Source organism: Streptomyces mirabilis (assembly GCF_039503195.1).
Classification (GTDB): Bacteria; Actinomycetota; Actinomycetes; order Streptomycetales; family Streptomycetaceae; genus Streptomyces; species Streptomyces mirabilis_D.
Genome location: NZ_JBCJKP010000001.1, coordinates 454,161 through 475,913, shown reverse-complemented (window position 1 = coordinate 475,913; position 21,753 = coordinate 454,161). Strand labels below are relative to the sequence as shown.

Genomic DNA, 21,753 nt, shown 5'->3' with positions numbered 1-21,753 from the left:
GCGGAGGTGGTCGGCACTCTCGCTCTTCCCGCCGCTGGTGCACACCGTGCACTTCGGCCGCGGCCACGCGGAACAGGCCCTGATAACGGCTCGGGCGGTGTTCACGCGGTGAGCGCGCGCACCGCCCGGAGCGACGTCAAGGGCGAGGAAAGCGAAAGAACTTGTTTTCGTTACAGGAATTGAGAAGGAAGCCCCTTCATGGCCTCGCCGTGGGCAACGCTAGCACTCAGTCCGGGATCAAGTCGCGGAGATTTTCGAGGGTGATGACTCGGGAGTCCGGGTGCAGGCCCTCGGGACGTTCGAGACCGATGTACGTCACGGGCACGTCCGGGACCGGCTCGCCGTCCCACAGGTCCACGGTCGTGGTGTCGCCGGACATCAGGTCGATCAGGTACCGCACCGTCAGATGTTCGCGCTCTACGATGGCGCGTACCACCTTGGACACTGACACCTGGTTCTCCTCGACCCGGTTGGCCGACGAGATGCCCTTCAGATACAGGTGCAGCCATTTCGCGCGCCACCGGCCGTCGTCCTCGCGCCGGAACACCAGGGGCAGCGCCACTCGACCCACCCCGCGAAGCTCCGACTTCATCCGCACCGTGCGCGGCTCGAACGGTCGGCCGTTCTGCTCGCCGTCGCGCAGCATGAAACCGAAGAACGACTCCTCGACCTCCTCGAAGCTCTCGCCGGCGAAGATGTTGACCTGCGGAACGATGAATGTGCTGCGTACCCGGTCCAGGGACAGGTTGATGAATTCCGAGGCCCCGTCGGGCGCCTCGGTGACATCGCCCGAGTGCTCGCCCCCTACAGCCTTGAGGGAGGTGTAGGAGAGCCAGGAGTCGGTGCTGTAGTCGGCGTGGAGAAGCAGGGCCGAGAGGTCGAAGTCTGTCCGGTTCTCGGTCTCCTTCCAGTACACGAAGAAGCGCAGCTGTTCGCCGTCGACCGCCGAGACCGAGCCCCGCGGCAGTACGCCGAGTCCGGCCGCGGTCGCCCTGCCGCTGAGCGGGAGCGCCACGTCGAGGACGTCGGGGTCGAGCAGCAGCCGGCCCGACGCCGGGAGCCTGCGGCGCAGCTCGGCGTCGAGGGCGGCGATCAGACGATCACGGTCGGCGGCGGGGACGGGCGGCCGCACGTCGCGGGCGACCCAGGCGCGGCCCCGGCGGTTGACGAAGATGCGGGGTTGGTCGGTCTCCCGCTCCCGGTTGTGGAAGTGCTCGCGGACCGAGAGCACGACGCGGCCGGAGACCTCGGGAGCGACCCGTACCGCGGCGGCCATCACCGCGTCCCGCTCCGCCTGGTCGGCGGCGATACGCAGCAGGAGGTCCATGGAGCGGAACAGCTTGCCGGGAGCGGACTCCAGCAGCTGCACCGCACCGAGGACATCGAACTCGTCGAGCAGCTTCTCGACACGGCTGTCGAAGGACCGCGCCTCCTTCTCGCCCCGCGCCACGGCGAACACATCGGCGGCGTGCGGCCAGCGTGGGTACTCGTGCGGGTGGAGACGCTCACCGAGCCGCTTGAAAGGCTCGCGGTGCGCGTGCACATCGGCCAGCTTGGCGGGGTTCGCCGCGACCACGGCATCGAGGCCCGCCAGCAGCGCACGGCGAGCCGCCCGCGAGAGTGCCCGAAACCGGGTCGGCTCCTGCAGCGTCACGTCGCCGCCGGACAGTGCGCAGGCCAGCCGCAGCACATCAATGACGGTGTCCAGAAGGAGGTCCGCGCCGACAGCGAGACGGGCCTCGTTGACGACCGCCCGGTTCTCCCGGACAGGGATCGACTCCGGCTGGGGGCCGAGCGCGCACCGCCCGGCGAGGGCCTTGAGGTCGCGCAGGTGGTCCTCGCCCAATGGCGTCGTGCTGCCCGCCAAGGCCAGGTACAGGTCCGTGAGTTCGTCGTCCAGGTCCCGCCCGAGGTGCAGGACGGTCACCCGGTCGCCCGCCGAGGCGATCAGCTCGTCCTGCGCCGCGAGCATTTCCTCGTAGGAGTGCTGGTAGCGGCCGTAGGTGGGGAGACTGAGCAGGTCCAGCACCCCGTGTGCCAGCTGCGTCAAAACGTTCTCGCGCGACGTGTCGTCACGGAGCGCATTCGTCACACATTGCATCCAGAACTCTTCGGTGTCCGGCACGTTCGCTGGAAAATCGATGAAGTACGCGTTGTGCCGGGCGTGGTCGCCCACCATCTCGCTCACGGTACGCAGCGTCCGCTTGGCGGTGTGCACGACCGCGGCCTCGGACAGCCCCGACAGCCGCTCCAGCAGTTCCGCCGAGAGTTTGAAGCCCACGGATGCCAGCGCCGCGTCGAACTGCCGTGCGGCGGCGGCTCCTTCCCCGGCGGAGCCCTCGGGGGAGGAGAGGCGGTGGGTGTGCCGGATGACCAGCGATTCGAGACTGTGCGCCATTGGGGGATGATCGCAGAGGTGTGCGAGCCGACGCACAGGAGTTTCTTCGCATGCGCTCCGACGCCGTGATCAACCCGGCCACAGCGAGATCATCTTTCCTGCGACCGACGGTTGCGGGACAGCCCTCACGACCTCGAGCACGGTTGCTTGTGGCACGTCGAGGCCTGTGACGCCGGCGGAGTTCACGTGCGAAGGCCGGCGGAGAGGGGGACGGTCTGCTGGTGTGAGTGCAGTCCGGCGACGGCTTGGACGTTCGTCGACGCCGCGGAAGGCGTCACCGGGTGTCGGCGGCGAATTGGTCGGTGCCCAGCACGGTGAGCAGGGCGAGTTTCTCGTGGCTTTCCGTGCCCGGGGTGGCGGTGAATATGAGCAGCGACTGGCCCTGGTCCGGCTCCAGCAGGAGTTGGCAGTAGAGGTCCAGCTGTCCGACCTGGGGATGGACGAACCGTTTGGTCTCGCTCCAGCGCAGGCCCACCTCGTGGCGCTCCCACAACCGGGCGAACTCCTCGCTCGTGCGCAGCAGGACGTCCGCCAGGTCCGCCGCCGGAGACCCGGGCCCGTCCCGGGCGACGGCCGCGCGCAGCAGCGCGGCGTTGGTCCGGCTGTTGTCGTCATGCTGCTCGGGGTGGTACCGCTCACGGGCGGCCGGATCGGTGAACCAACGGTACGTCGCGCTGCGGGCCTCGCCGGTGTACTGGGTCTGCTCGCCGAGCAGTGCCACCGCGGACGACGTCTGCAGCAACGTCTCGCCCAGCGGGCCCATGACCTGCGCGGTGGTGCCGGCCAAGCCGTCCATGACCCGCATCAGCCCGGGGCTCACATGCTGAAGCCGCAGGTCACGGCGGGCGGTACGGTAACCGGCGAGCAGGAACAGGTGATCGCGTTCGTCGGGGGTCAGCCGCAGGCCGCGGGCGATGGCCGCGACCATCTGCTCCGACGGCTGCGGCCCGTCGCCGCGCTCCAGCCGGGCGAAGTAGTCGGCGGACATGGTGCACAGCTCGGCCACCTCCTCGCGGCGCAGGCCAGAAGCGCGTCGGCGTTGCCCGCGGCGCAACCCGACATCCTCCGGTTGCAGCGCCGTACGACGGGTGCGCAGGAAGGCACCCAGGGACGAGCGGTCGAACTTATGGTCCATGGTCCCCATCGTTGGCCATCCGGCGCGGCTTAGCCACGACCCGCCAGTCAGTGGTTGAGCGTGTCCTTCCAGCGCCCGTGGTGCGGCGAGTTCACTGGCGATGCGATCACCGATCGCCGCGAACCCACAACGGCGAACCACGAGCCACGGAGCCAAGTCCCATGACCAGCATGACCAGTTGGACAGCGCACGACCTCCCGGACCTGACCGGCCGTACGGTGGTGATCACCGGTGCCGGCCGTGGCCTCGGCCTGATCACGGCGCGCGAACTCGCCCGTGCCGGTGCCCACGTCGTCCTGGGGGTACGCGACCCAGGGAAGGCTCGCCACGCCGTCGCAGACCTGCCCGGCACCTTCGACATCCGACCGCTCGACGTGTCGGACCTGACCTCGGTGCGAACCTTCGCCGACGCCTGGTCCGGCGACATCGACATCCTGATCAACAACGCCGGTGTGATGGACATCCCCGCCGCGCGCACCCCCGATGGCCTCGATCTACAGACCACCACGAACTACACCGGCCCCTTTCTGCTGACCACCCTGCTGCTCGACCACATCACCGACCGCGTGGTCCACGTCACCAGCGAGCTGCACAAGCAAGGCAAGATCGACCTGGACGACCTCGACTGGCGGACGCGCAAGCACAACGGGATGCAGGCCTACCAGGCGTCGAAGCTCGCCGTAGTCCTGTTCTCGCTGGAGCTGCAGCGCCGACTGACCGCCGCCCAAAGCCCGGTGCGCTCGGTGCTCGCCAGTCCGGGCATCGCCCGCACCACCCTGGCGGCCCACTCCCGGTCGAACGTCATCAACCGACTCACGTTCCTCACCAACGCCCCGGAGCGCGGAGCGCTGTCGCTGCTCTACGCCGCCACCCAGGACGTCCCCGGCAACTCCTACGTCGGGCCGGACGGCCTCGGCGGCTTCCGGGGCTCCCCGGCGGTCCGCCGTCAGGGCAAGGCCGGCCTCGACCCGGCCATGGCCGGTCGGCTGTGGGACGTGACCGCCGACTTGGTCGGGGCGGTCGCCCGATGAACTCTCCGGAGGCTTACCTGAAGGCATACCTGGAGGCCTTCGACCATGCCGAGATCTACGTGCCGCACGGCTATCCGGAACAGACCGTCGACCTCGGCGAGATCCGGATGAACACGCCATGGCCGGTGATCCCGAACTCCCGGGCGGCAGGATTCGCCACCTGGACCGTATCGCCTTCAGATGGCGGCGCAGCAGACCGGCGAGGTGGTTGACGGTGTGCGTGGACAGCGGCAGACGGCACTGGTAGACAAGCGGGCTGGTGTCCTCGGCGCGTCCTTTGGTTTTCGTCACACCATTCCAACGTCCGCCGGGCGCACCGCGGTTACGCTCGCACCGGACTTCTCCGGGCGACAGCGTCCCCGGTCACAGGCGGGTGGTGAACCGGCCGTCGGGCAGTTTGCGCAGCCAGCCGCGATCAACGAGTCTGACCAGTCTCCCGCGCAGCGGTTCCAGCTTGGCCCGCACGCTGACGTCGACTCCCAGCATCTCGCCGACATGCCGGGCCATGACGGGTCTGGCAGCCTGCCGCACAGCGGCGAGGATGCGCTGGTAGTCCGGCGGGAGCATGGTCTCCTCCAGGTCCGGCTCGCGGTGCGGAATCAGCATCACCGACCGCCCACCCACCTGCCCGGGCATCGGCGCGGCTGAGGCGCGCTCGTCGGCGAGTTGTTCGCTCACCCGCTCCAGGACCCGCTCGGCGACGGCAAGTTCGTCCCGCTCGGCTCGCACCTCCGCCAACTGCTTGGCCAGCTGTTCTTCGAGTTCGTCCAGTTCGGCACGCCGCGCGGTGATCCGTTCCAGCAGCTCGGGATCCATGCACTGGATCGTAGAAGACCGCCCGGCCTCAGCGAGCTGGCTGTCGGCGCCCTCGCGTCGTCGTTGATTCACGTGGCGGTGCAGGCCGTCTCCCAGCGTCATCCGGCCGCCGAGAAAGCGACCTGGATTGGCCAGCAGGTTCCGTCGGCCTCGACGTCGGAGCGACGGTGAAGGCGCCCCACACCGGATCGTCCACCCGGCGCCGTTGAAGGGCGAGTGCCGTACGCCGGGCCACATCCACGCTGGACAACGTCATGCTTCGTGATCGGGGTCGAGCACCACCATAAACCTGTTGCCTTCCGGATCCGTCATCAGGGCGTGCATACAATCGTGAGGTTCCGCCAGAGAGGCGCCCTTGGCGATCAGCGTCTGAACCTGTTCGGCGATCGTTCCGACAAGGATGGTGACGACCGGTAGCACAGCCGGAGACTCCGCTTCGCCGACGCTGAACCCACCCCAACCCGGGATGCCGCCCCAGAACCTGATCATTTTCTCTGGGTCTACTGCTTCAAAATGAACGTGCATGCTAGTGTCTCTCTTTCATCTGTGCGACCGATGCCGAAAACGGCCTACCGAATCAATCCGGCAGGCCGTCACGGGTGAACGGACTTCAGCAGTCGATCACGGTGTTGTGCGTGTCTGAGATTCCGGGTTCGCTGAAGCGTCCGTGGTACTCGACCTGAAGGGTCACCTGAGTGTTGTACGTCTCCTTCTCTCCATCTTGCACGCACGTGAGCGGCGGAGTGGTGTAGCGCCCGCTGCAGTTCGTCCACCCGCTGTCCTTGTGCTTCACCGCGCGCCAGTACCCGCCGTACTCGTATTGCTGAAGATCGACCTGGGCCCGGCATTTGTCGGGTGCCGGAGTTGAGCAACCCGTGTAATGTCCCTGGGCGTACAGCGGGCCGTTATGGGTGACCTGGAACGGTTTCTCACCCTGGAACGTGCACCACACGGCTTCGGTAGGGCTCTTCGCGACGGCCCTTCCCGTGCTGCCGCTCGGAGCTGCCGCAGCCGACGCCGTGGCAGCCGGAACCAGTAGGGCCCCCGCCGCGAGAAGCGGAACGACAAAACGTGCTTTCACTTTTCCCCCTAAGAAAAATCGAACACGTGTTGCGCCACCGACCACCCTCATGGGTTCACAGGCGCCACACAAGATCCGTGGCGCGAACTTTCCGCTGTTTGTCCGGTTCTCAGTCGTGGAATTGGCCGTTCCCTCCCGTCCACTGGCAGCGGGCCGGTAGAAAACGACGAAGCCCCCGCCGGACCAGCGTGAGCACCCTGATTAGCGGTCACACCAGCTCTTTGACCTGCGACTTCAAGTTAGCGGAGGCTCAGCGCCCCGCACCGCCCGGTGGAGCCGGGGAATGCTTCGTCCGGGCCGGTGTTGCCCGCATGACGGCGGTGCAGCACTGCAGCAGTGCGGAAGTGTCCGGGTGGGGCTGGGTTGGGCTGATGGGGTCGGGGTTGTCGGTGGTGGGTGTTGGCGTCCGGATCATGCAGGTTGGGTATGTCTTCCGTCTCGACCCGGGGTCCGGTCGGCGCGTTGCGCTGGCGCGGGCGTTCGGGTGTGCGAGAGCGACCCGGACGCCGACCTGGCGCGGATGCCGGATGCCGATGGTCTGCCGTCTGTGGGGATCGATTTGGGCCTGACCCATTTCGCGGTCCTGTCGGACGGGACGAAGATCGACTCCCCGCGGTTTCTGCGCCGGGCGGAGAGCTCTCCACCCGCCTGATCCGTGAAAGCCAAGCGGTCGCGGTGGAGGACCTGGCAGTGAAAGCCCTCGCGCGCACCCGGCTCGGCAAATCCGTGCACGACGCCGGCCGGGCGCGGTTCCTCGCGATGCTGGAGTACAAGGCCGGCCGGTACGGGCGCGTCTTTGTGAAGGTCGGCCGGTTCGAGCCCACCAGTCAGGTGTGCTCGGTCTGTGGAGTCAAGGACGGGCCCCAACCCCTGCACGTGCGTACCTGGACGTGCACGCACTGCGGCACGGTCCATGAGGGACCACAACGCCGCCAAGAACGTCAGACAGGCCGCCGGACTGGCGGTGACAGCCTGTCGAGCGCAGGTAAGACCGGGACTCGTTCCGGCGCAGCGCGAAGAAGCAGGAAGCCACGGAATCCACACCGGAACCCGTGCCGCGCAGCGGCACAGCACCGGGTGAGGAAGGCCAGACTCTCCCTGCTTCAGCAGGGAGAGCAAGTCACCAGGGTACTTCCCCGTTTTCGTCCTGGAAGGTTCCCGTCGGGCCGTCCCCGTCGAGAATCGCGAGACGCACGACGACCCTGGCACTCTCCTCCGGCGTCCGTCCGATTCCGAATGCCGCGGTCAGGTCGGTCGCGGTGGTGCCGGGCTCGACGGCGTTGAACTTGATGCCCGGCTGGGACTTGGCGTACTGGACCGTGAGCATGGTGGCTGCGGACTTGGAAGCGGAGTAGAGCGCCAATGGCAAGTTGAACTCCGGCCGGTCCGGATTGGCGCTGCCCGGAAGGACCCGGCACTGCTGGAAACGGTGACCACGGTCGGGTTCGAGGACCTGCGCAGCAGGGGGAGCGCCGCCTCCGTGACACGCACGACTCCCACCGCGTTGGTGTCGAAGGCCCGGAGTGCCGTGGGTCCGTAGCATGGCTACGAGGGGGCCAGCACGGCTAGCCTGACGAACCCGATGGGCACCTCCACCACCAGCATGTACGCAGCCTTCGGCAACAAGGAGAAGCTGTTCCGCAAGGCCCTGGAGCGCTACACCGAAAGCCCGAGCGCATATCTGGCCCGAGCCATGGAGGTGTCGACCGCCCTCGGCGTCGCCACCGCAATCCTGGCCGGCACCGTTCGCACCACCATCCGCCCGGCCCATCCCCATGGGTGTCTGGGCGTCCAGAGCGCCCTGACCACCAGCGACTCCGGGCAGGAAGTCCGTGACCTCCTGGTCGCCTGGCGCGACAACGGCTACTCCTGCGTCCGGGAGCGGTTCCAGCGCGCCGTCGACGACGGCGACCTGCCTCCGCGGACCGATCCGGGGCTACTGGCCCGCTACCTCACCACCTTTGTTTACGGCATCGCCGTACAAGCCGCGAGCGGTGTCGACCGCGACGAACTCCAGGAATGGCCGACGCCGCCCTGCGCAACTGGCCACTCTCCTGAGACCCGCCCGGCGTGCGTCTTGCGGCCACCCTTGGAGGGCGACCGTCACTCCCTTCCGGGACCGTCACACCTTTCAAGTGATCACCGGCCTGCCGAGTGTGAGCCCCATCCTGGGCGCCGAGTTCGCGGCCGCGACCTGCGGAGACGTGACGGTGTTCGGCACTCCCGACCGCCTCGCCGACTGCGGCGGCAGGGCGGCGGGCCCGCCATCTGCTGTCCACCCGTCAGGGGTGCAAGAAGACTGTCACCGATGCTCTCCGCTGTGCCGCCTCGGGCGTCAGTCCGCCACGGGCCCCGGGTCCTGCGTCGGGCAGAAGAACGGACATGTGCCGACGTCAGGATCCGGCAGCGGACACGTGGCGAGCCAACTCGGTGGCCAGGCGTCGCATGACCGTGCGGTTCGCGCGCCGTATCGTCGCCCGAACGACGGGTCCCAGCAGACGGTCGGCGAGCGGGACGCGGGCCCAGGCGTACGTGAACGACACGTGACTCCCGCCGGTCCGCAGCGGTTCGATGGTGTAGGTGCCCTGGGCCAGGCGTCGGCCGCCCGCGCTGACGTTCCGTTCGACGATGCGCCGCGGCGGGTCGGCCTCGATGACCTCGATGGTGACGTCGGTCTTCACGCCGCCCAGCGCGGCGGTGACCGTGGCGCACGATCCGATGCCCCGGCCGGGGCCGCTGTAGCGCCATCCGGTCAGGTAGTGGTTGGTGAATCGCTCGTGGTGAGCCATGGCATCGAGGAAGTCGTAGACCTGCTCGGGCGTCTGCGGTACGTCGATCGACACGGTGACAGACTTCATGTACCACACGGTACACAGGGCATGTACCAATTGGTACACTCGTGACGTGGTGAATACGGACGGCCCACATCCTGAGGGGGAGGCAGTGCCCGGCACGGACGGGGACCGGCGCGCTCAATTGGTGAACGCGGCAGTCGACTACGTCGCGGCACACGGCATCACAGATCTGAGCCTGCGCGGTCTGGGTGCCGCGATCGGCGTCAGTCACCGCATGCTGATCCACTATTTCGGCAGCAAGGAACACCTGCTCGTCGAGATCGTCCGGACGTCGGAACAGCGCCAGCGTGATCTGCTGTCCCGGCTCCGCCTGGAACCCGGTCTCTCACCCGCCGATGCTGCGCGGCTCCTCTGGCAGCAGCTGACGGACCCTCGACTGGCCGGTCAGGAGCGGCTCTTCTTCGAAATCTACGGGCACGCGCTGCGGGGCCGCCCCGAGGCTGCCCCGCTCCTCGAAGGGCTCGTGTACGACTGGCTGGAACCGCTCGTGGCCGCCGAGGTCGCCGCAGGGGCGGACCCTGCCGTGGCCCGGAACCGGGCCCGGCTGGGACTCGCCACCGTCCGCGGTCTGCTGCTCGACCTGCTCGCCACCGGCGACCGCGCCGGCGTCAACGCGGCCATGGAGGACTTCCTCCAGCTGTACTACGGCTCGAAGTGACGCAGTCGCCAATGAAGCCGAGCGGCCGGGCCCGCTTCGCAGGCTTCTCGAGACACCTCCGAAGCGTCTGGAGAATCTTCGAGTTTCACCTCGTAGCTCCAGTCCGCGCCGGTGGGCAGTTCTGGTACGGACTGGGCGATGGAGAGGGGCGAGCCCACCCGTCCAGCCTGCGGCGAAGTCGGCGGTGGTGCGCGTCGTAGTTCCCAGACTGCTGGGGTGCCGGGTGGGCTGGTCACGAGTCCTCAACCGGGCGGGGTGGTGAGCCGGGCAGCGGCGAGGAGTCTTCGTATCGGACCTCGTAGACGCGCTCGGCGAACTTCCAGCCGTCGCCGGTGCGCTGGTAACGGTCATGGTAGATGGCATAGTTCAGCCCTCCGCGGCCGTCGCGGCCACGCCCGACCTCTGACATATACGCGCGGCCCGACGCGGTGTCGCCGTCAACCCGGATCACGCCCGGGTGCGTGTTCTGCACAAGAAAGTCCACGACATCCGGCACCCGCCTGCCCCATGCGCGGATCGGCTCCTGCCCTTCGAGTTCAACGGGGATGTTGGGCATACGCCATACGCCGTCCGGTGTGAACAGCAAAGCGATACGGTCGTAGTCGCGCATCATCACCGCGTCGGTGAACTCACCGCGCAGCGCCTCGATCTCGACGCGATCCGCGATGGCCTGAAAGTCACTCATCGATTTCCTCCTCATCGCCTTGAACTCGGTGCACGAACGACACCGGTCCGCCCTGAGACGGAAGCCTCCACGTCGGCGGTACAGCCGGTGCCGCCGAGCGTCTCCTGCTCGCTGGACGGTGTGTTCGTCTCAGCAGTACGACGACAGGGCCTTCCGGAATGTGACACGTCCCCGCTCAGGGCGCACCGCAACGAGGATCCGCCGGCACGAACGAGAACGAATGAGAATCCGCACAGGTGTAGGTTCTCACCGGCCGTGCCCCCGACGCGCTGCTGATCAGTGGTTTCGCGGCGGTCGCAGCGCGCAGGGTGGTGTCTCATCTGATCCCTCCGTGGATACTTCGCCCTTCAGGGCGGAGAGGAATCGGACTCCTGCGGAGCAGGGCTGGGAAGGACGATCCGCCGTCAGGGCGGATCGTCGTTCGCGGCCAACTTCCCGCAGACAGCCACTAGTTGATGCGACAGTTTGTGAGTTGTGAGCACTCGCGTGAAGCGGGCGTATCGGTACCGCTTCTGTCCGACGGATGCGCAGGCGGCCGAGCTGTCGCGCACGTTCGGGTGCGTGCGGAAGGTCTACAACCTGGCGCTCGCCGCGCGGACGGAGGCGTGGGTGACCCGTCAGGAGCGGGTCAGCTACCACCAGACGTCGGCGATGCTGACAGCGTGGAAGAAGACCGGGGAACTGGCCTACCTGAACGAGGTGTCCTCGGTCCCGCTCCAGCAGACGCTGCGGCACCTGCAGACGGCATTCACCCACTTCTTCGGCAAACGGGCCAACTACCCGCGCTTCAAGTCGCGGAAGACGTCGCGCAGGAGTGCGGAGTACACCACCAGCGCGTTCCGCTCCCGCGACGGGAAACTGACACGGGCGAAGATGACCGAGCCGCTGGACATCGTGTGGTCGAGACCGCTGCCCGGGGGAGCGAGCCCGTCCACCGTGACGGTCTCGCAGGACAGCGCGGGCCGCTGGTTCGTGTCCCTGCTGTGCGAGGACCCGTCCGTCAAGCCGCTTCCGGCCACCGGTCAGGCCGTCGGTGTCGATGTCGGGCTGGAGCATCTGCTGACCCTCTCGACCGGGGAGAAGATCGCCAGCCCCCGGCACGAGCGCCGGGACCGTGCCGTTCCGGCCAGGCAGCAGCGTCGTCCGGCGAAGAAGGAGAAGGGCTCGGCGAACCGGGCCAGGGTTCGGCTGAAGGTCGCGAAGATCCATGCGCGGATCGCTGACCGGCGCCGCGACAGCCTGCACAAGCTGGCCACTCGGCTCGTTCGTGCAAACCAAACGATCGTGATCGAGGACCTGGCCGTGCGCAACATGGTCAAGAACCGGAAACTGGCCCGCGCCATCAGTGACGCGGCATGGGGCGAGTTCAGGAGGATGCTGGAGTACAAAGCCCCGTGGTACGGGCGCGAGGTGATCGCTGTGGACCGGTGGTTCCCCTCGTCCGGGCTGTGCTCCGCCTGCGACACCCTGCGGGACACGATGCCGCTGTACGTCCGCACGTGGACGTGCGACTGCGCAACGACCCACGACCGGGACGTGAACGCGGCGCACAATCTTCTGGCCGCCGAACCGGCGGTGACAGTCTGTGGAGCTGGTGTAAGACCTCAACGGAGTACTCCGGACGGGCAGTCGGCGACGAAGCAGAAACCCTCACGGCGCGAGCCGTAAGAATCCCCCTCCGTCAGGAAGGGGAGAAGTCAATTTCAGACCGGTGTCATTTCCTCACCGGCCGATGGCTCCGCACACCACGTCTCGCGACGAGGGTTTGGGTCGGCACGACACACGTCGGCTGGTCCAGAGCCAAGGCTTCGGCGGTCTCGCTCGGCATGCGCCTGTTCGCACGATCACAGGCTCGGGGGAGTTCGGGCAATTGGAGTTCCATCGGTGGGGCGTACTGCTGGCCGACGTAGCAGTCGCTGGTCTCGTCCGCACCAGATGCGCCATGGCCCGATGAGGGTGGCCGTGTGCTGGATGCGGCGAAACCGAGGCACAGCAGCGGAGATGCCGGCCGGTGGCAGGCAGGCGCCCAGTCCGGAGTCCCAGACAGGAAGCGGGAGTGGAGACGCAGTGTCGGTTGTGGCCGTTCTGTCAGGCCTGGGCCATCTGGCGGTGTATCCTGATCGGCGCCGTGCCTGCCGTGTCGTACCCGAGCCTGATCCCCGCCATGGGCAATGCGGGCTACGTTTTCCGGGGCCTTCAGGCATGCGCCAGACTCTCGTCATGAGTACCACGCGACGCCGACTCGGCACGGGCCCGACCGCCATCAGCAGCACACCGTCCGCGGAGGAGTCCCCACGGCTTCTGCCCGCCGAACGAGTTGATCCCGGGGGACTCTTGAAGGCTCCCGAGCAGAGCGATCCGGAGCTGACGCGGTCGCGCCGACGGCCGCTTCGGTCTCCTGAGGTGGGGGACTGACCGACAACTGGTGCGGGCCGGCGACCTGCGGGCGCGAGCCCGGCGAGTACACCATCAGCGCCGAAGGCGGATCCGTGACCATCACCGTGTGCAACTTCGTCTGACGTTCCAGCACGCCGCTGCTCTGGTGTCCCGGGGAGACGCGTCTGCCCCGGGGCACCAGGGCAGCCGGGCGCCGAACCGGCTGACGGCCGTGAGGCCGCGCCTCTGGCCCAGGGCGGCCGGATCTCACACTGCCTGCAGGGCTGACTGCGGGCGTGCATGGCTCCTGCCCAACGCCACTCCAAGCACAACCCCAGCATGCCCAACGGACTTCAGACGCTGCGCGACCTACTCAGTGAGGCCGCGGACATCCACCACGAGATGCACGGGGTCCTCGCCGACGGTGATCTCGTCGCTGTTCACGACCGTGTCACCGGCTGGGGGCCGAAACCGGTCATCGTCGAGGGCATCTTCAGGGTCGACCGGGGCAAGATCGTCGAGCACTGGGACGTCGTACAGGACGCGTACCGGCCAGCTCTCTCGTGCCGCTGATCATTGGGTTGCCACTGACGGCCTCGGAGGCGGGTACTTCGTAGACTGCCCCGACGACGGACGCGGAGCGTTCATCGTCGCCACCCCGGCCGGCCTGGAACTGGCCAATCTGGTGGAGTGGGAGAAGAGCCGGATGTCCCACCAGGTCACACGGATGGTCAAGCGCGGACTGGTGGTCAGGGAACCGCACACGGTTTCGGCGATGCGCGGGACCGCGGACGTGCGGCGCGCCGTCGACTCCGTTTCCGCCCGACGCCGCGTACGCAACGGCGTCCGGCGGGCGGGGGCTCATCATGAGGTCGACCCGTCCGTCCGTCGGTCAGTCCGGCTGCTTCTCCATGTGCTCCAGCACGCGGTTCGAGATCTGGGCGAGCGTGCTGAGCTCCTTTGGCGTCAGGGCGTCGATGAAGAGTCGGCGGACGTGCTCGACATGGAGGGGAGCGGCGGCTTCGATCGCAAGCGCAGCCGTCCGCCGGCTTCGGTGAGCTTGACGAGCACGACGTAGTCGGCGGCGGACATCTTGGAGTCGGTCTGCACCTGGCGGGACAGTCGGCCGATGAGTTTCTCCTGCATGCGGATGAAACTGTCCCAGGCAGCCTTCTGCTCGGGGTCGAGCCTCTCGCTCGGAAGTCGGCGTCGTTGACGTGGCCGAAGAGGGGCGAGCCGGCGTCGATCGCGCGGCCCGGGACGGAGGTGCGGGCGGTCGACATGTCGGCCGTGAGGTGGATGGATACCGCACCGCGCAGGGGATCCTGCTCCCGCCAGGGCATCGACGGGATCCTCGACGCCACCGCCACCGCCACCGGCATCCGAATCCACGTGAGTGTACCGACAGACGCCCTGCTGCCCGTGATCGCCAGTGAGCAGCTGCATCAGGGCTCCGGCGGCTACGGCCTGCTGCTCGCGGCGCTTGGGTCAGGCGCGGTCGGCGGAGCGCTGGGCATGGAGCCGTTGCGTAACGCGCTGACGGCCAATCAACTCCTGCTGTTCTCGGGCCTGCTCCACGGCGATGGCGCCGAACTTCCGTCCGCGACTCCCGCCCAGGTTTTCACCGCACTGCAACCAGATGAGCTTTTGCGCAACGGCGCCCTGCAGATGGCCGACCACCACGCCGCCGGGGGCAACGCCACGTACGTCTACCGGTTCGACTTCCACCCCGCCCAGGATCCCGACCGTCTCGGTGCCGCGCACTGCGTCGAACTGCCCTTCCTCTTCGACACGTTCGACAGCTACTCCGACGGCCCGATGTCGGGGACGCCCTCTGACACCGCGCGGGCACGGGGACGGTCCTTCGCCACCGCTGTCGCCGCATTCGGCGCCACCGGCTCCGCGAGCGGCTGGCTTCCGTGCGCCCCCGCGCCGGCGCAGCGCAGCGAGGGACGGCGGGCCCGTTGCCCCTGGCCGATCCGCGTGCAGTGGAAAGCGCCATCACGACGAAAGCGCGGCGGGATGTACCAGGCCTGTGCGCTTGACGCCGGTGAGAATGGGCGTCACCTCAATGTCGGAGATATGCGGCATGGCCCCCACCGTGCCGGTCAGGAACGCATAGAGCGCGCTCAGATCGGCGGCGGCCACGGCCACCAACAGACTGCTGGAGCCCGTTGTGGCGGCGGTGAAGCGCACTCGTGGATGCCGGCTGAGGATCTGCCCGGTCTCCTGCAACGCCCCTGGCATCGCCTTGATCCACAGCAGTGCCTCGGCATGCACTCCCAGCAGAGCGAGATCGACTTCGGTGGCCAGTCGGACGGCATGCGCCTCCACCAGGGCGTCCAGGCGGCGACGTACGGTCCGTGGAGTCTTACCGGTGCGGCCGGCGAGTTCCTCGTACGTCATCCGGGAGTCCTCGATCAGCGCATCGATGAGTGCGTCATCTTCCGGCAGCGGAGACAGGGGCTCGGGGGAGGCGTCGAAGCCGGGCCAGAGCTGCGCGGACTCCTCCTGGGTCAGCAGTCCCGCGCTCCAGGCAAACCCTGCGGGAAAGACTTTCAGCAGGTCGTACGACGTCCAGGACTGCACGGCCGGGGTCGCAGGCAGGTCGCGCAGCACAAGCTCGGCCGCTTCGCCGACCTCACCGTCTGGGACCGGGACCCCGCCCACTGCCCCAGCGACGCGCCACGCGATCTTCGTCGGCGGCCTCCTCGTCACACCCGCCGATGCCCACTAGGGGACCGCGCACCGCAGAGGGAAGAAGCGCGCGACTCGCCCGGCACGCAGCAACTACAGCGACCGGGCGAGTCGTGCGAACAGGTGCGATGTGTGTCCCGGCGGCAACCCAGGTGCCGGCCCTGCCGATCACGGAGTTGCGGCGTTCTGTGATCAGGAGGGGACCTGAGCCCGTGTCGTCGACGCTACTAGTTTCGACGACGTGGACGATCAACGCCTGATCGAAGTCTGTGATGTGCGACTTGCCTGCCGCACCTGGGGGGATCCGAGCGCCCGCCGGTCGTCCTGTTGCATGGTCTCGGCTCGGACGGGTCGACGTGGGACGAGACAGCGGGCGGTCTCGCGGATCGGTGGTATCTGTATGCGCCCCGGCCTTCGAGGTCACGACCGAAGCAGTCGGCCTGGCGCGTACTTGTTTGAGTTGATGCGCGATGACGTGCCACACCAGGTGGTCGAAGCCCAGGCGTCTGATCAAGGGCCCCCAGGAGACGGTGAAGCAGGCCAGGGCATCCGGACGGCCGTCCATCGCCCTGACCGGCGCCTGCCTGGGAGAGAACGCTGATCTCTACGTGGCGGTCGACGCCGCCGCGAGCAAAGAGCTGTTCGTTGACGGTGCCGGTGACCGTGACGAGAACATGGACGCGCTCGAGTACTTGGGCGTCGAAGAAGAGCCGATCACCTCCGGATGACGCGGGCGACGACGCTGGCGAATGCGCTCACGACGGCGACTCCTACGCCCAGAGACGCCGCGGCCGTCCACGAGGCCCGCATGTGTGTTCAACAGTCCCACCAGCAGCGCGAGGAGGATCACCAGACGCAGTTCCTGGTGGTCGCGGTCCTGAAGACGGGGTCATCGGAGGTGCTTCGTCTGCCGGTTCGGGCGTGCAGCAGTGATGCCCGGGAGGGGGCTCTGCTCTGCAGCGGTTCAAGTGCTTTCCAACGCCGCTGGTCGGCGACGGAAGGGACGACGTCCTGTCCCCGAAATGGTTCCGAACGTCCCAACGCAGCTGCGAACCAGGGCCTGTCCGGCGGACCTTGCCGGCCAGGCCCTTGGTCCCGAGGAGGGCTCAGCGCTTGAGCGTGAAGCTGAAGTCGCCGGAGAGCTTGCCGCTCAGCCGGACTGCCGACACGAGTTTCCCCTCCGTGATCAGTCTCTCGACCTCGGCCCGCGAAAGACCGCACCCTTCAGCGATCAGTCGCACCGGCCGGACAGGGATCCGCGCCGCAAAGCGGACCGAGACGTCGATCACCTCGCGGTCCAGGCGATCCGATCCGCCGGTGTCGAGGCGCCAGGCATTGTCCCAGTCGAGGGCGATGCAACTACGGCGCCGCACGACCGGATCCTGGAGCAACTCAGCCGCCAGACCAGGGTCGTTGTCATGCAGCCGGTCCAGCAGCTCAGGTCGTACGGAGCGCACATTCATCCGCTCCAGGACCGCGAGCTTTGCCGTTACCCCGCAGGCGGTACAGAGCGCGAGGAGCCAGGCGTCGATGAGCTTGTGGTTGGCGTTGACGCGAAATTTACCGCTTGTCCGGAATCGCTCGGACACGCACGCGTGGCAACGGCGGCGAACGAGCGGCAGGCAGGTGGGCACGACCACCCAGTTTTCGAGCACAGAAGTACACCGGTTTCAGTGAGAAGTCCGCAGCAAAAAGGAGCGCGGCGCACATGCGCGACGCGCGACAAATCAGCGCTCGGGAGGTCTCACAGGGTGTACAACGGCACGTCCTTGACCAGACGACTTGGTTCGGCAGCACGGTAATGGCGTAATGCGGCGCTGTTCCACTGGTTTTCGAGCGCCTCAACGCCAGGTTTCATCCAGCGGATCACGGACGAAGCCAGAGCCGGATCGTGGCAACGGTGACGGTGCCGTGGAAGACGCAGGCCCGCTTGTCGTGCCTCGCGGCCACGGCCCGGAGGTTCTTGAGCCTGTTCATCGTCCGTTCGATCTCGCTCTTACGTCGGCGGCAGTCCGCCCCGGAGGGTCCGAGTCCCTCGTCGGGGAGGTGCTGTCGGGGCGTGCGCCTTTCCCCGTCACTTGCGGCGGCTTCTTGCGTGCTCCGACGGCGTGTTGGTGGGCGCGAGAGGAGGTGGTTCCACGCTCGCCATGGACTGGGCGATGCGGCTTGCCGCGTCGGCGTCGGCTTGGACGGTCCGCAGGATCCTGTCCCACGGGGTGGCCGTACGACTGGTCGGACGCCCCGTGTGGGTGGAGCTGAGCCAGGGGCTACGGGTGTCGTCCGGGCCGTGCGTCACCGGCCTGGTCCGAAGCGCCAGACAGGTCAGGAGACACCGCTCCCGGTAATCGGTCCACGACTTCTCCAACCTCGTGGCCGCCGTCTTCTCCAACCTCGTGGCCGCCGTCGCGCGCCGCCGGGTCAGCACCCCCCAGGTCGGCGTCGCCGTCGACAACGCCTGACGGGCGGCGGCCCTGATGCACGCGGTCATCCGGCTGCGCCCGGCCCGGCCCGCAACGCCTAAAGCCGGCCAGCCAGCTGGACCGACGGGAGCGGAGGACCGACGCCATGACGTCCATCGTCACGGTGTACATGGGCGCCGCGGGCGAGGCCGTGGACCCGCCGTACGGTGCCACAGCCGCTCCCCGGTGCGGCCGGGCCGGTCGTGTGTGCCTCCGTCGTGGGTGAGACGCAGTTGTACGGCGAAGAAGGCCATGGTCGTGGCGAGGTCGATCAGCGCACGTGCCGCTCGACGTTCTCGCAGCCCGTTTCCCTGGCGGGGCCGATCGGTGCCGGCCCTCGGGTGTGCCACGCCGGTCGTGACCGTCGTCGGCTCGACGCTCGCACCGCCTGTGTGATCCTCCAGCACCACGCGCACGGCATCAGATACAAGGACCTGGGCTACAGAGCCGGTCCGTACCGCTACGAGTACATCGTTGATTCTTCTCCCAGAAAAAGACAGGGAAGCCCAGCAGCAACAGGACAGGGCCCGAGCCCTGCAGCCAGAGGATCACCTTGCTGCGACGGGCTGCGTGCCGTGGCCCGCTGAGCGACTGTCCCGCCCAGCCAAGCACCAGCAGCACGATCAGCCCGCACACGAGCAGGAACCACAGCGGCAGGAAGACGGCGTCCGGGCTCTCGGCCAGCATGGCCTGTACGGAGAACTGCAGATCTTCGGGGATCACCCCGAGTGTGGTGTAGTACGCGCGCTGGTAGACGTTGCCAAAGTAGGACAGCAGCCTGGCCACAGTCCCGGCTGCCGCGATGTGTGCCGCCTTGTCCAGAAGACCGGACTTCGGCGGCCGTGGGGGAGGCTCGGTTGTCGACCTGGGTGGCGGCTCCTCGGGCGCGGGCATGGCACCCGTCTGTTCATCAGCTGCCCTGCCCGCACGTGAGGGGAGTCCGCTCGAATGACCACGCGCTTCAGTCGTGCTCCCGAACGGATCTGCCCGAGCGCCTCGCCCGGCGCGACCTTCCCGCACCGGAACCGCCATGAGACGCCGCGGGGAGGCGGGTGGGGTTGTGGAGCCGCTCTGATTCCTTCAGCATGATCTAGCGCGGAACCCGGGGCGTTCACGCCCGGGAGGAAGCGCTTCTTAACACTGCTCTGACCCGCACGGGCGCACAGGTCTGCACTATTGACCTCAGCCGGGACGTTTGCCGCTATGGCCCCTGCGAATCTCGGGGTTTGGTTCCCTGCGTGGTGACATAGATCAACGTTACGATTACGCTCATGAAGATCGTGACGCAGGTCAAGCTCATGCCGGACGCCGCGCAGGCATCCGCGCTTGAGCGCACCCTGGGCACGGTCAACGACGCCGCGAACTGGGTGTCGGAGGTGGCGTTCGAGCACGGCGTGCCGCGTGAGTACGAGCTGCGCAATCACACTTACGCCGAACTCAAAGCCCGTGGGACGGGAGCGCAGGCCGCGCAACACGTCATCAAGAAGGTGCGCGACTCATATACCGCGCTCAAGGCCAACTTCCGGGCCGGGAACCTCGGCAAGGACGGTTCCAGGCGTCGCCGCAAGGCTGAGTCCAAGCCGGTCACCTTTCGCCCCGAGGCCGCCCAGCCGTATGACGACCGGTGCCTGAGCTGGCAGTACGACCAGCGGACCGTGTCCATCTGGACCGTGGACGGCCGGGTCAAGAACATCCGCTTCGTCTGCTCCGCCGACGCGCTCAAGATGCTCCAGGTGCACCGGCAGGGCGAATCCGACCTGATCGAGCGCGACGGCGTGTTCTACCTCGTCGCCACCTGTGACGTGCCCGAGGCCGAGCGGTACGAGCCGGACGGCTTCATCGGGGTGGACCTGGGCATCGAGAACATCGCCACCACCTCCGCCGGCTACCTCGCCGCCGGGCGGGGGCTCAACCGGTACCGCAAACGACAGCTCGCCCTGCGGGCCAAGCTCCGGAAGAAGCGCACCAACAGCGCCAAGCGGCGACTCAAGGCCCGTGCCCGCAAAGAGGCGCGGCACGCCGCCAACCAGAACCACATCATCTCCAAGACGATCGTGACCGAGGCTGAACACACCGGGCGCGGCCTGTCCCTCGAAGAACTCAAGGGCATCCGCAACCGGGTACGGCTCCGCAAGCCCCAACGGGTCGCACTCCACTCCTGGGCCTTCGCCCAGCTGGGAGACTTCATCGTCTACAAGGCCAAGCGGGCCGGTGTGCCTCTGGTCTTCGTTGATCCCGCGTACACGTCGTAGACGTGCGCCGGGTGCGGCCACCTCGACAAGCGCAACCGTGTCGACCAGGAGCTTTTCATCTGCCGGGGGTGCGGGGTCGTTGCCCACGCCGACCGGAATGCTTCCCACAACATCGCCACCCGTGGCGGGAGCGTGTGGAATGCGGGGCGTGAGTCACGCGTCCCTGCCACCCCATAACGGGGTGTCTGAACGGAGGAGTTCACCCCAGCAGCCAGTTGGGCACTACCTCCAAGCCCGGTCCTTTAGGGCCGGGTCAAGTTGACAGCTGGGCTCCACCCGGACCCTGCGCGCCCGACCACCCCATCCGGACGCACGGACGCACCCGTGCGTACTCTGTCTCCGTGTCAGCCTCCCGCCTGCGTCGCGTCGCCGTCCTTGTGCTCGAGGGTGCGAAGCCGCTCGATGTCGGAATCCCCGCACAGGTGTTCACCACGCGCGCGAGCATGCCGTACGAGGTGCGACTGTGCGGCGCGGCGCCTGGTCTCGTGACCGGTGGCGACGGCCTTTCGTACCACGTCGCCGACGGCCTTGACGCACTTGCGTGGGCCGACATCGTCTTCATCCCGGGCTATCGGTTCCCGGACCGTGACGATCCGCCGCAGGCCGTCGTCGACGCGCTGATCGCTGCCCACGACCGGGGCGCGCGGCTCGCCGCCATCTCGACGGGCGCCTTCGCGCTCGCCGCGACCGGCCTGCTCGACGGCAGGCGTGCCACGACGCACTGGCACTACACACGGGCGCTGGTGGCGAGGCATCCGCTCGTCGAGGTCGACGAGAACGTTCTGTTCGTCGACGAGGGCAGCGTGCTGACGTCGGCCGGCGCCGCCTCGGGCATCGACCTGTGCCTGCACATTCTGCGCGGCGACCTCGGGGTGGCCGCATCGAACCACGCGGCCCGGCGATTGGTCGCAGCCCCCTACCGCAGCGGCGGTCAGGCGCAGTATGTGCCGCGCAGCGTGCCTGAGCCGCTCGGTGAGCGGTTCGCCGACACACGCGAGTGGGCGCTGCACCGGCTCGACGAGCCTCTCACCCTCGAGGTACTGGCGCGGCAGGCAGCGGTCTCGCCGCGCACGTTCTCGCGGCGCTTCGTAGCGGAGACCGGGTACACGCCGATGCAGTGGGTCATGCGGGCCCGCATCGACATGGCCCGCGAGCTGCTCGAGCGTTCGCAGCGCAGCGTCGAGCAGATCGCCACCGACGTCGGTCTCGGCACCGGTGCGAATCTGCGACTGCACTTCCACCGCATCCTCGGCACCACGCCGAGCGAGTACCGGCGCACCTTCGCCCAGGGCGAGTAGCCCCGCCACCGG

At 67.9% G+C, this 21,753-nt stretch carries 19 protein-coding genes and 7 pseudogenes; 12 read left to right on the top strand and 14 right to left on the bottom strand.

Features of this window, described 5'->3' with window-relative positions:
- Window positions 1–226: 226 nt before the first annotated feature.
- Together AAFF41_RS02635 and AAFF41_RS02630 are read right to left on the bottom strand one after the other, a co-directional pair.
- Window positions 227–2,398 (bottom strand): TerD family protein, encoded by a 2,172-nt coding sequence (locus AAFF41_RS02635; RefSeq protein ID WP_343323381.1) that lies wholly within the window; start codon window positions 2,396–2,398, stop codon window positions 227–229.
- A gap of 274 nt (window positions 2,399–2,672) precedes the next feature.
- Entirely contained in the window at window positions 2,673–3,533 is an 861-nt protein-coding gene (locus AAFF41_RS02630) for a helix-turn-helix transcriptional regulator (protein ID WP_456302941.1), read from the bottom strand.
- Window positions 3,534–3,694: 161 nt separating this feature from the next.
- Here AAFF41_RS02630 and AAFF41_RS02625 point away from each other — a divergent pair, with 161 nt between their 5' ends.
- Window positions 3,695–4,564 carry an SDR family NAD(P)-dependent oxidoreductase gene (locus tag AAFF41_RS02625; protein ID WP_343323380.1) on the top strand — a complete coding sequence of 290 codons (870 nt, stop codon included), beginning with the start codon at window positions 3,695–3,697 and terminating at the stop codon, window positions 4,562–4,564.
- Window positions 4,561–4,776 (top strand): hypothetical protein, encoded by a 216-nt coding sequence (locus AAFF41_RS02620; RefSeq protein WP_319752170.1) that lies wholly within the window; start codon window positions 4,561–4,563, stop codon window positions 4,774–4,776. Before AAFF41_RS02625 ends, AAFF41_RS02620 begins: the two co-directional genes overlap by 4 nt.
- A 151-nt stretch (window positions 4,777–4,927) precedes the next feature.
- Here the strand turns inward: AAFF41_RS02620 and AAFF41_RS02610 are convergent, their stop codons facing one another.
- The 3 genes from AAFF41_RS02610 to AAFF41_RS02600 form a co-directional block, all read right to left on the bottom strand.
- The gene (locus tag AAFF41_RS02610) at window positions 4,928–5,380 is read right to left on the bottom strand and encodes a hypothetical protein (RefSeq protein ID WP_319752171.1); all 453 of its coding nucleotides are present in this window, start codon (window positions 5,378–5,380) and stop codon (window positions 4,928–4,930) included.
- A 252-nt stretch (window positions 5,381–5,632) separates the two neighbouring features.
- Window positions 5,633–5,905 carry a VOC family protein gene (locus AAFF41_RS02605; RefSeq protein WP_343323379.1) on the bottom strand — a complete coding sequence of 91 codons (273 nt, stop codon included), beginning with the start codon at window positions 5,903–5,905 and terminating at the stop codon, window positions 5,633–5,635.
- A gap of 85 nt (window positions 5,906–5,990) precedes the next feature.
- Complete coding sequence (locus tag AAFF41_RS02600) at window positions 5,991–6,461, bottom strand: hypothetical protein (RefSeq protein ID WP_343323378.1); 471 nt, start codon at window positions 6,459–6,461, stop codon at window positions 5,991–5,993.
- A gap of 484 nt (window positions 6,462–6,945) precedes the next feature.
- On the opposite strand from AAFF41_RS02600, the pseudogene AAFF41_RS02595 reads away from it, so the two are divergent.
- Window positions 6,946–7,542, top strand: a pseudogene (locus AAFF41_RS02595) (RNA-guided endonuclease InsQ/TnpB family protein); the annotation flags it as partial.
- A gap of 39 nt (window positions 7,543–7,581) precedes the next feature.
- Here the strand turns inward: AAFF41_RS02595 and AAFF41_RS02590 are convergent.
- Complete coding sequence (locus tag AAFF41_RS02590) at window positions 7,582–7,830, bottom strand: Rossmann-fold NAD(P)-binding domain-containing protein (RefSeq protein ID WP_319752174.1); 249 nt, start codon at window positions 7,828–7,830, stop codon at window positions 7,582–7,584.
- Window positions 7,831–8,001: 171 nt separating this feature from the next.
- On the opposite strand from AAFF41_RS02590, the pseudogene AAFF41_RS02585 reads away from it, so the two are divergent.
- Window positions 8,002–8,519, top strand: a pseudogene (locus AAFF41_RS02585) (TetR/AcrR family transcriptional regulator); the annotation flags it as partial.
- A gap of 335 nt (window positions 8,520–8,854) precedes the next feature.
- Here the strand turns inward: AAFF41_RS02585 and AAFF41_RS02580 are convergent.
- The gene (locus tag AAFF41_RS02580) at window positions 8,855–9,319 is read right to left on the bottom strand and encodes an SRPBCC family protein (protein WP_319752175.1); all 465 of its coding nucleotides are present in this window, start codon (window positions 9,317–9,319) and stop codon (window positions 8,855–8,857) included.
- A gap of 121 nt (window positions 9,320–9,440) precedes the next feature.
- Here AAFF41_RS02580 and AAFF41_RS02575 point away from each other — a divergent pair, with 121 nt between their 5' ends.
- Window positions 9,441–9,974, top strand: coding sequence for a TetR family transcriptional regulator (locus AAFF41_RS02575; RefSeq protein ID WP_343323377.1), 534 nt, complete (start codon window positions 9,441–9,443; stop codon window positions 9,972–9,974).
- 232 nt (window positions 9,975–10,206) lie between these two features.
- Here AAFF41_RS02575 and AAFF41_RS02570 read toward each other — a convergent pair whose 3' ends face one another.
- Complete coding sequence (locus tag AAFF41_RS02570) at window positions 10,207–10,659, bottom strand: nuclear transport factor 2 family protein (RefSeq protein ID WP_319752177.1); 453 nt, start codon at window positions 10,657–10,659, stop codon at window positions 10,207–10,209.
- Between the two features lie 474 nt (window positions 10,660–11,133).
- On the opposite strand from AAFF41_RS02570, the gene AAFF41_RS02565 reads away from it, so the two are divergent.
- From AAFF41_RS02565 to AAFF41_RS51370, 3 genes and pseudogenes are all read left to right on the top strand, one after another.
- The gene (locus AAFF41_RS02565) at window positions 11,134–12,327 is read left to right on the top strand and encodes an RNA-guided endonuclease InsQ/TnpB family protein (protein ID WP_343323376.1); all 1,194 of its coding nucleotides are present in this window, start codon (window positions 11,134–11,136) and stop codon (window positions 12,325–12,327) included.
- A gap of 1,008 nt (window positions 12,328–13,335) precedes the next feature.
- On the top strand, window positions 13,336–13,608 hold the full coding sequence (locus tag AAFF41_RS02560) for a nuclear transport factor 2 family protein (protein ID WP_343323375.1): 273 nt from the start codon (window positions 13,336–13,338) through the stop codon (window positions 13,606–13,608).
- Window positions 13,609–13,702: 94 nt separating this feature from the next.
- Window positions 13,703–13,792 (top strand): annotated as a pseudogene (locus AAFF41_RS51370) (MarR family transcriptional regulator); the annotation flags it as partial.
- Window positions 13,793–13,927: 135 nt separating this feature from the next.
- Here the strand turns inward: AAFF41_RS51370 and AAFF41_RS02555 are convergent.
- Window positions 13,928–14,187 (bottom strand): annotated as a pseudogene (locus AAFF41_RS02555) (hypothetical protein).
- Between the two features lie 129 nt (window positions 14,188–14,316).
- Between AAFF41_RS02555 and AAFF41_RS51365 the strand changes: the two are divergent.
- Window positions 14,317–14,547, top strand: a pseudogene (locus tag AAFF41_RS51365) (MFS transporter); the annotation flags it as partial.
- Here AAFF41_RS51365 and AAFF41_RS02550 read toward each other — a convergent pair.
- Together AAFF41_RS02550 and AAFF41_RS02545 are read right to left on the bottom strand one after the other, a co-directional pair.
- The gene (locus tag AAFF41_RS02550; protein ID WP_343323374.1) at window positions 14,524–14,799 is read right to left on the bottom strand and encodes a hypothetical protein; all 276 of its coding nucleotides are present in this window, start codon (window positions 14,797–14,799) and stop codon (window positions 14,524–14,526) included. The pseudogene AAFF41_RS51365 and the gene AAFF41_RS02550 overlap by 24 nt on opposite strands.
- Window positions 14,800–15,036: 237 nt before the next feature.
- Complete coding sequence (locus AAFF41_RS02545; RefSeq protein WP_343323373.1) at window positions 15,037–15,654, bottom strand: Lrp/AsnC family transcriptional regulator; 618 nt, start codon at window positions 15,652–15,654, stop codon at window positions 15,037–15,039.
- Between the two features lie 608 nt (window positions 15,655–16,262).
- Between AAFF41_RS02545 and AAFF41_RS02540 the strand changes: the two genes are divergently transcribed.
- Window positions 16,263–16,460 carry a hypothetical protein gene (locus AAFF41_RS02540; RefSeq protein WP_343323372.1) on the top strand — a complete coding sequence of 66 codons (198 nt, stop codon included), beginning with the start codon at window positions 16,263–16,265 and terminating at the stop codon, window positions 16,458–16,460.
- A gap of 378 nt (window positions 16,461–16,838) precedes the next feature.
- Here the strand turns inward: AAFF41_RS02540 and AAFF41_RS02535 are convergent, their stop codons facing one another.
- From AAFF41_RS02535 to AAFF41_RS02525, 3 genes and pseudogenes are all read right to left on the bottom strand, one after another.
- A complete protein-coding gene (locus AAFF41_RS02535; protein ID WP_343323371.1) occupies window positions 16,839–17,387 on the bottom strand; it encodes a DUF1062 domain-containing protein in 549 nt (182 codons plus the stop codon).
- 211 nt (window positions 17,388–17,598) lie between these two features.
- Window positions 17,599–17,944: pseudogene (locus AAFF41_RS51360) on the bottom strand (hypothetical protein); the annotation flags it as partial.
- Window positions 17,945–18,611: 667 nt separating this feature from the next.
- On the bottom strand, window positions 18,612–18,977 hold the full coding sequence (locus tag AAFF41_RS02525) for a hypothetical protein (protein ID WP_343323370.1): 366 nt from the start codon (window positions 18,975–18,977) through the stop codon (window positions 18,612–18,614).
- 485 nt (window positions 18,978–19,462) lie between these two features.
- On the opposite strand from AAFF41_RS02525, the pseudogene AAFF41_RS02520 reads away from it, so the two are divergent.
- Together AAFF41_RS02520 and AAFF41_RS02515 are read left to right on the top strand one after the other, a co-directional pair.
- Window positions 19,463–20,620 (top strand): annotated as a pseudogene (locus AAFF41_RS02520) (RNA-guided endonuclease InsQ/TnpB family protein).
- A 164-nt stretch (window positions 20,621–20,784) separates the two neighbouring features.
- Window positions 20,785–21,741: a GlxA family transcriptional regulator gene (locus tag AAFF41_RS02515; RefSeq protein ID WP_060894525.1), complete on the top strand. Its 957-nt coding sequence runs from the start codon at window positions 20,785–20,787 to the stop codon at window positions 21,739–21,741.
- Window positions 21,742–21,753: the final 12 nt, after the last annotated feature.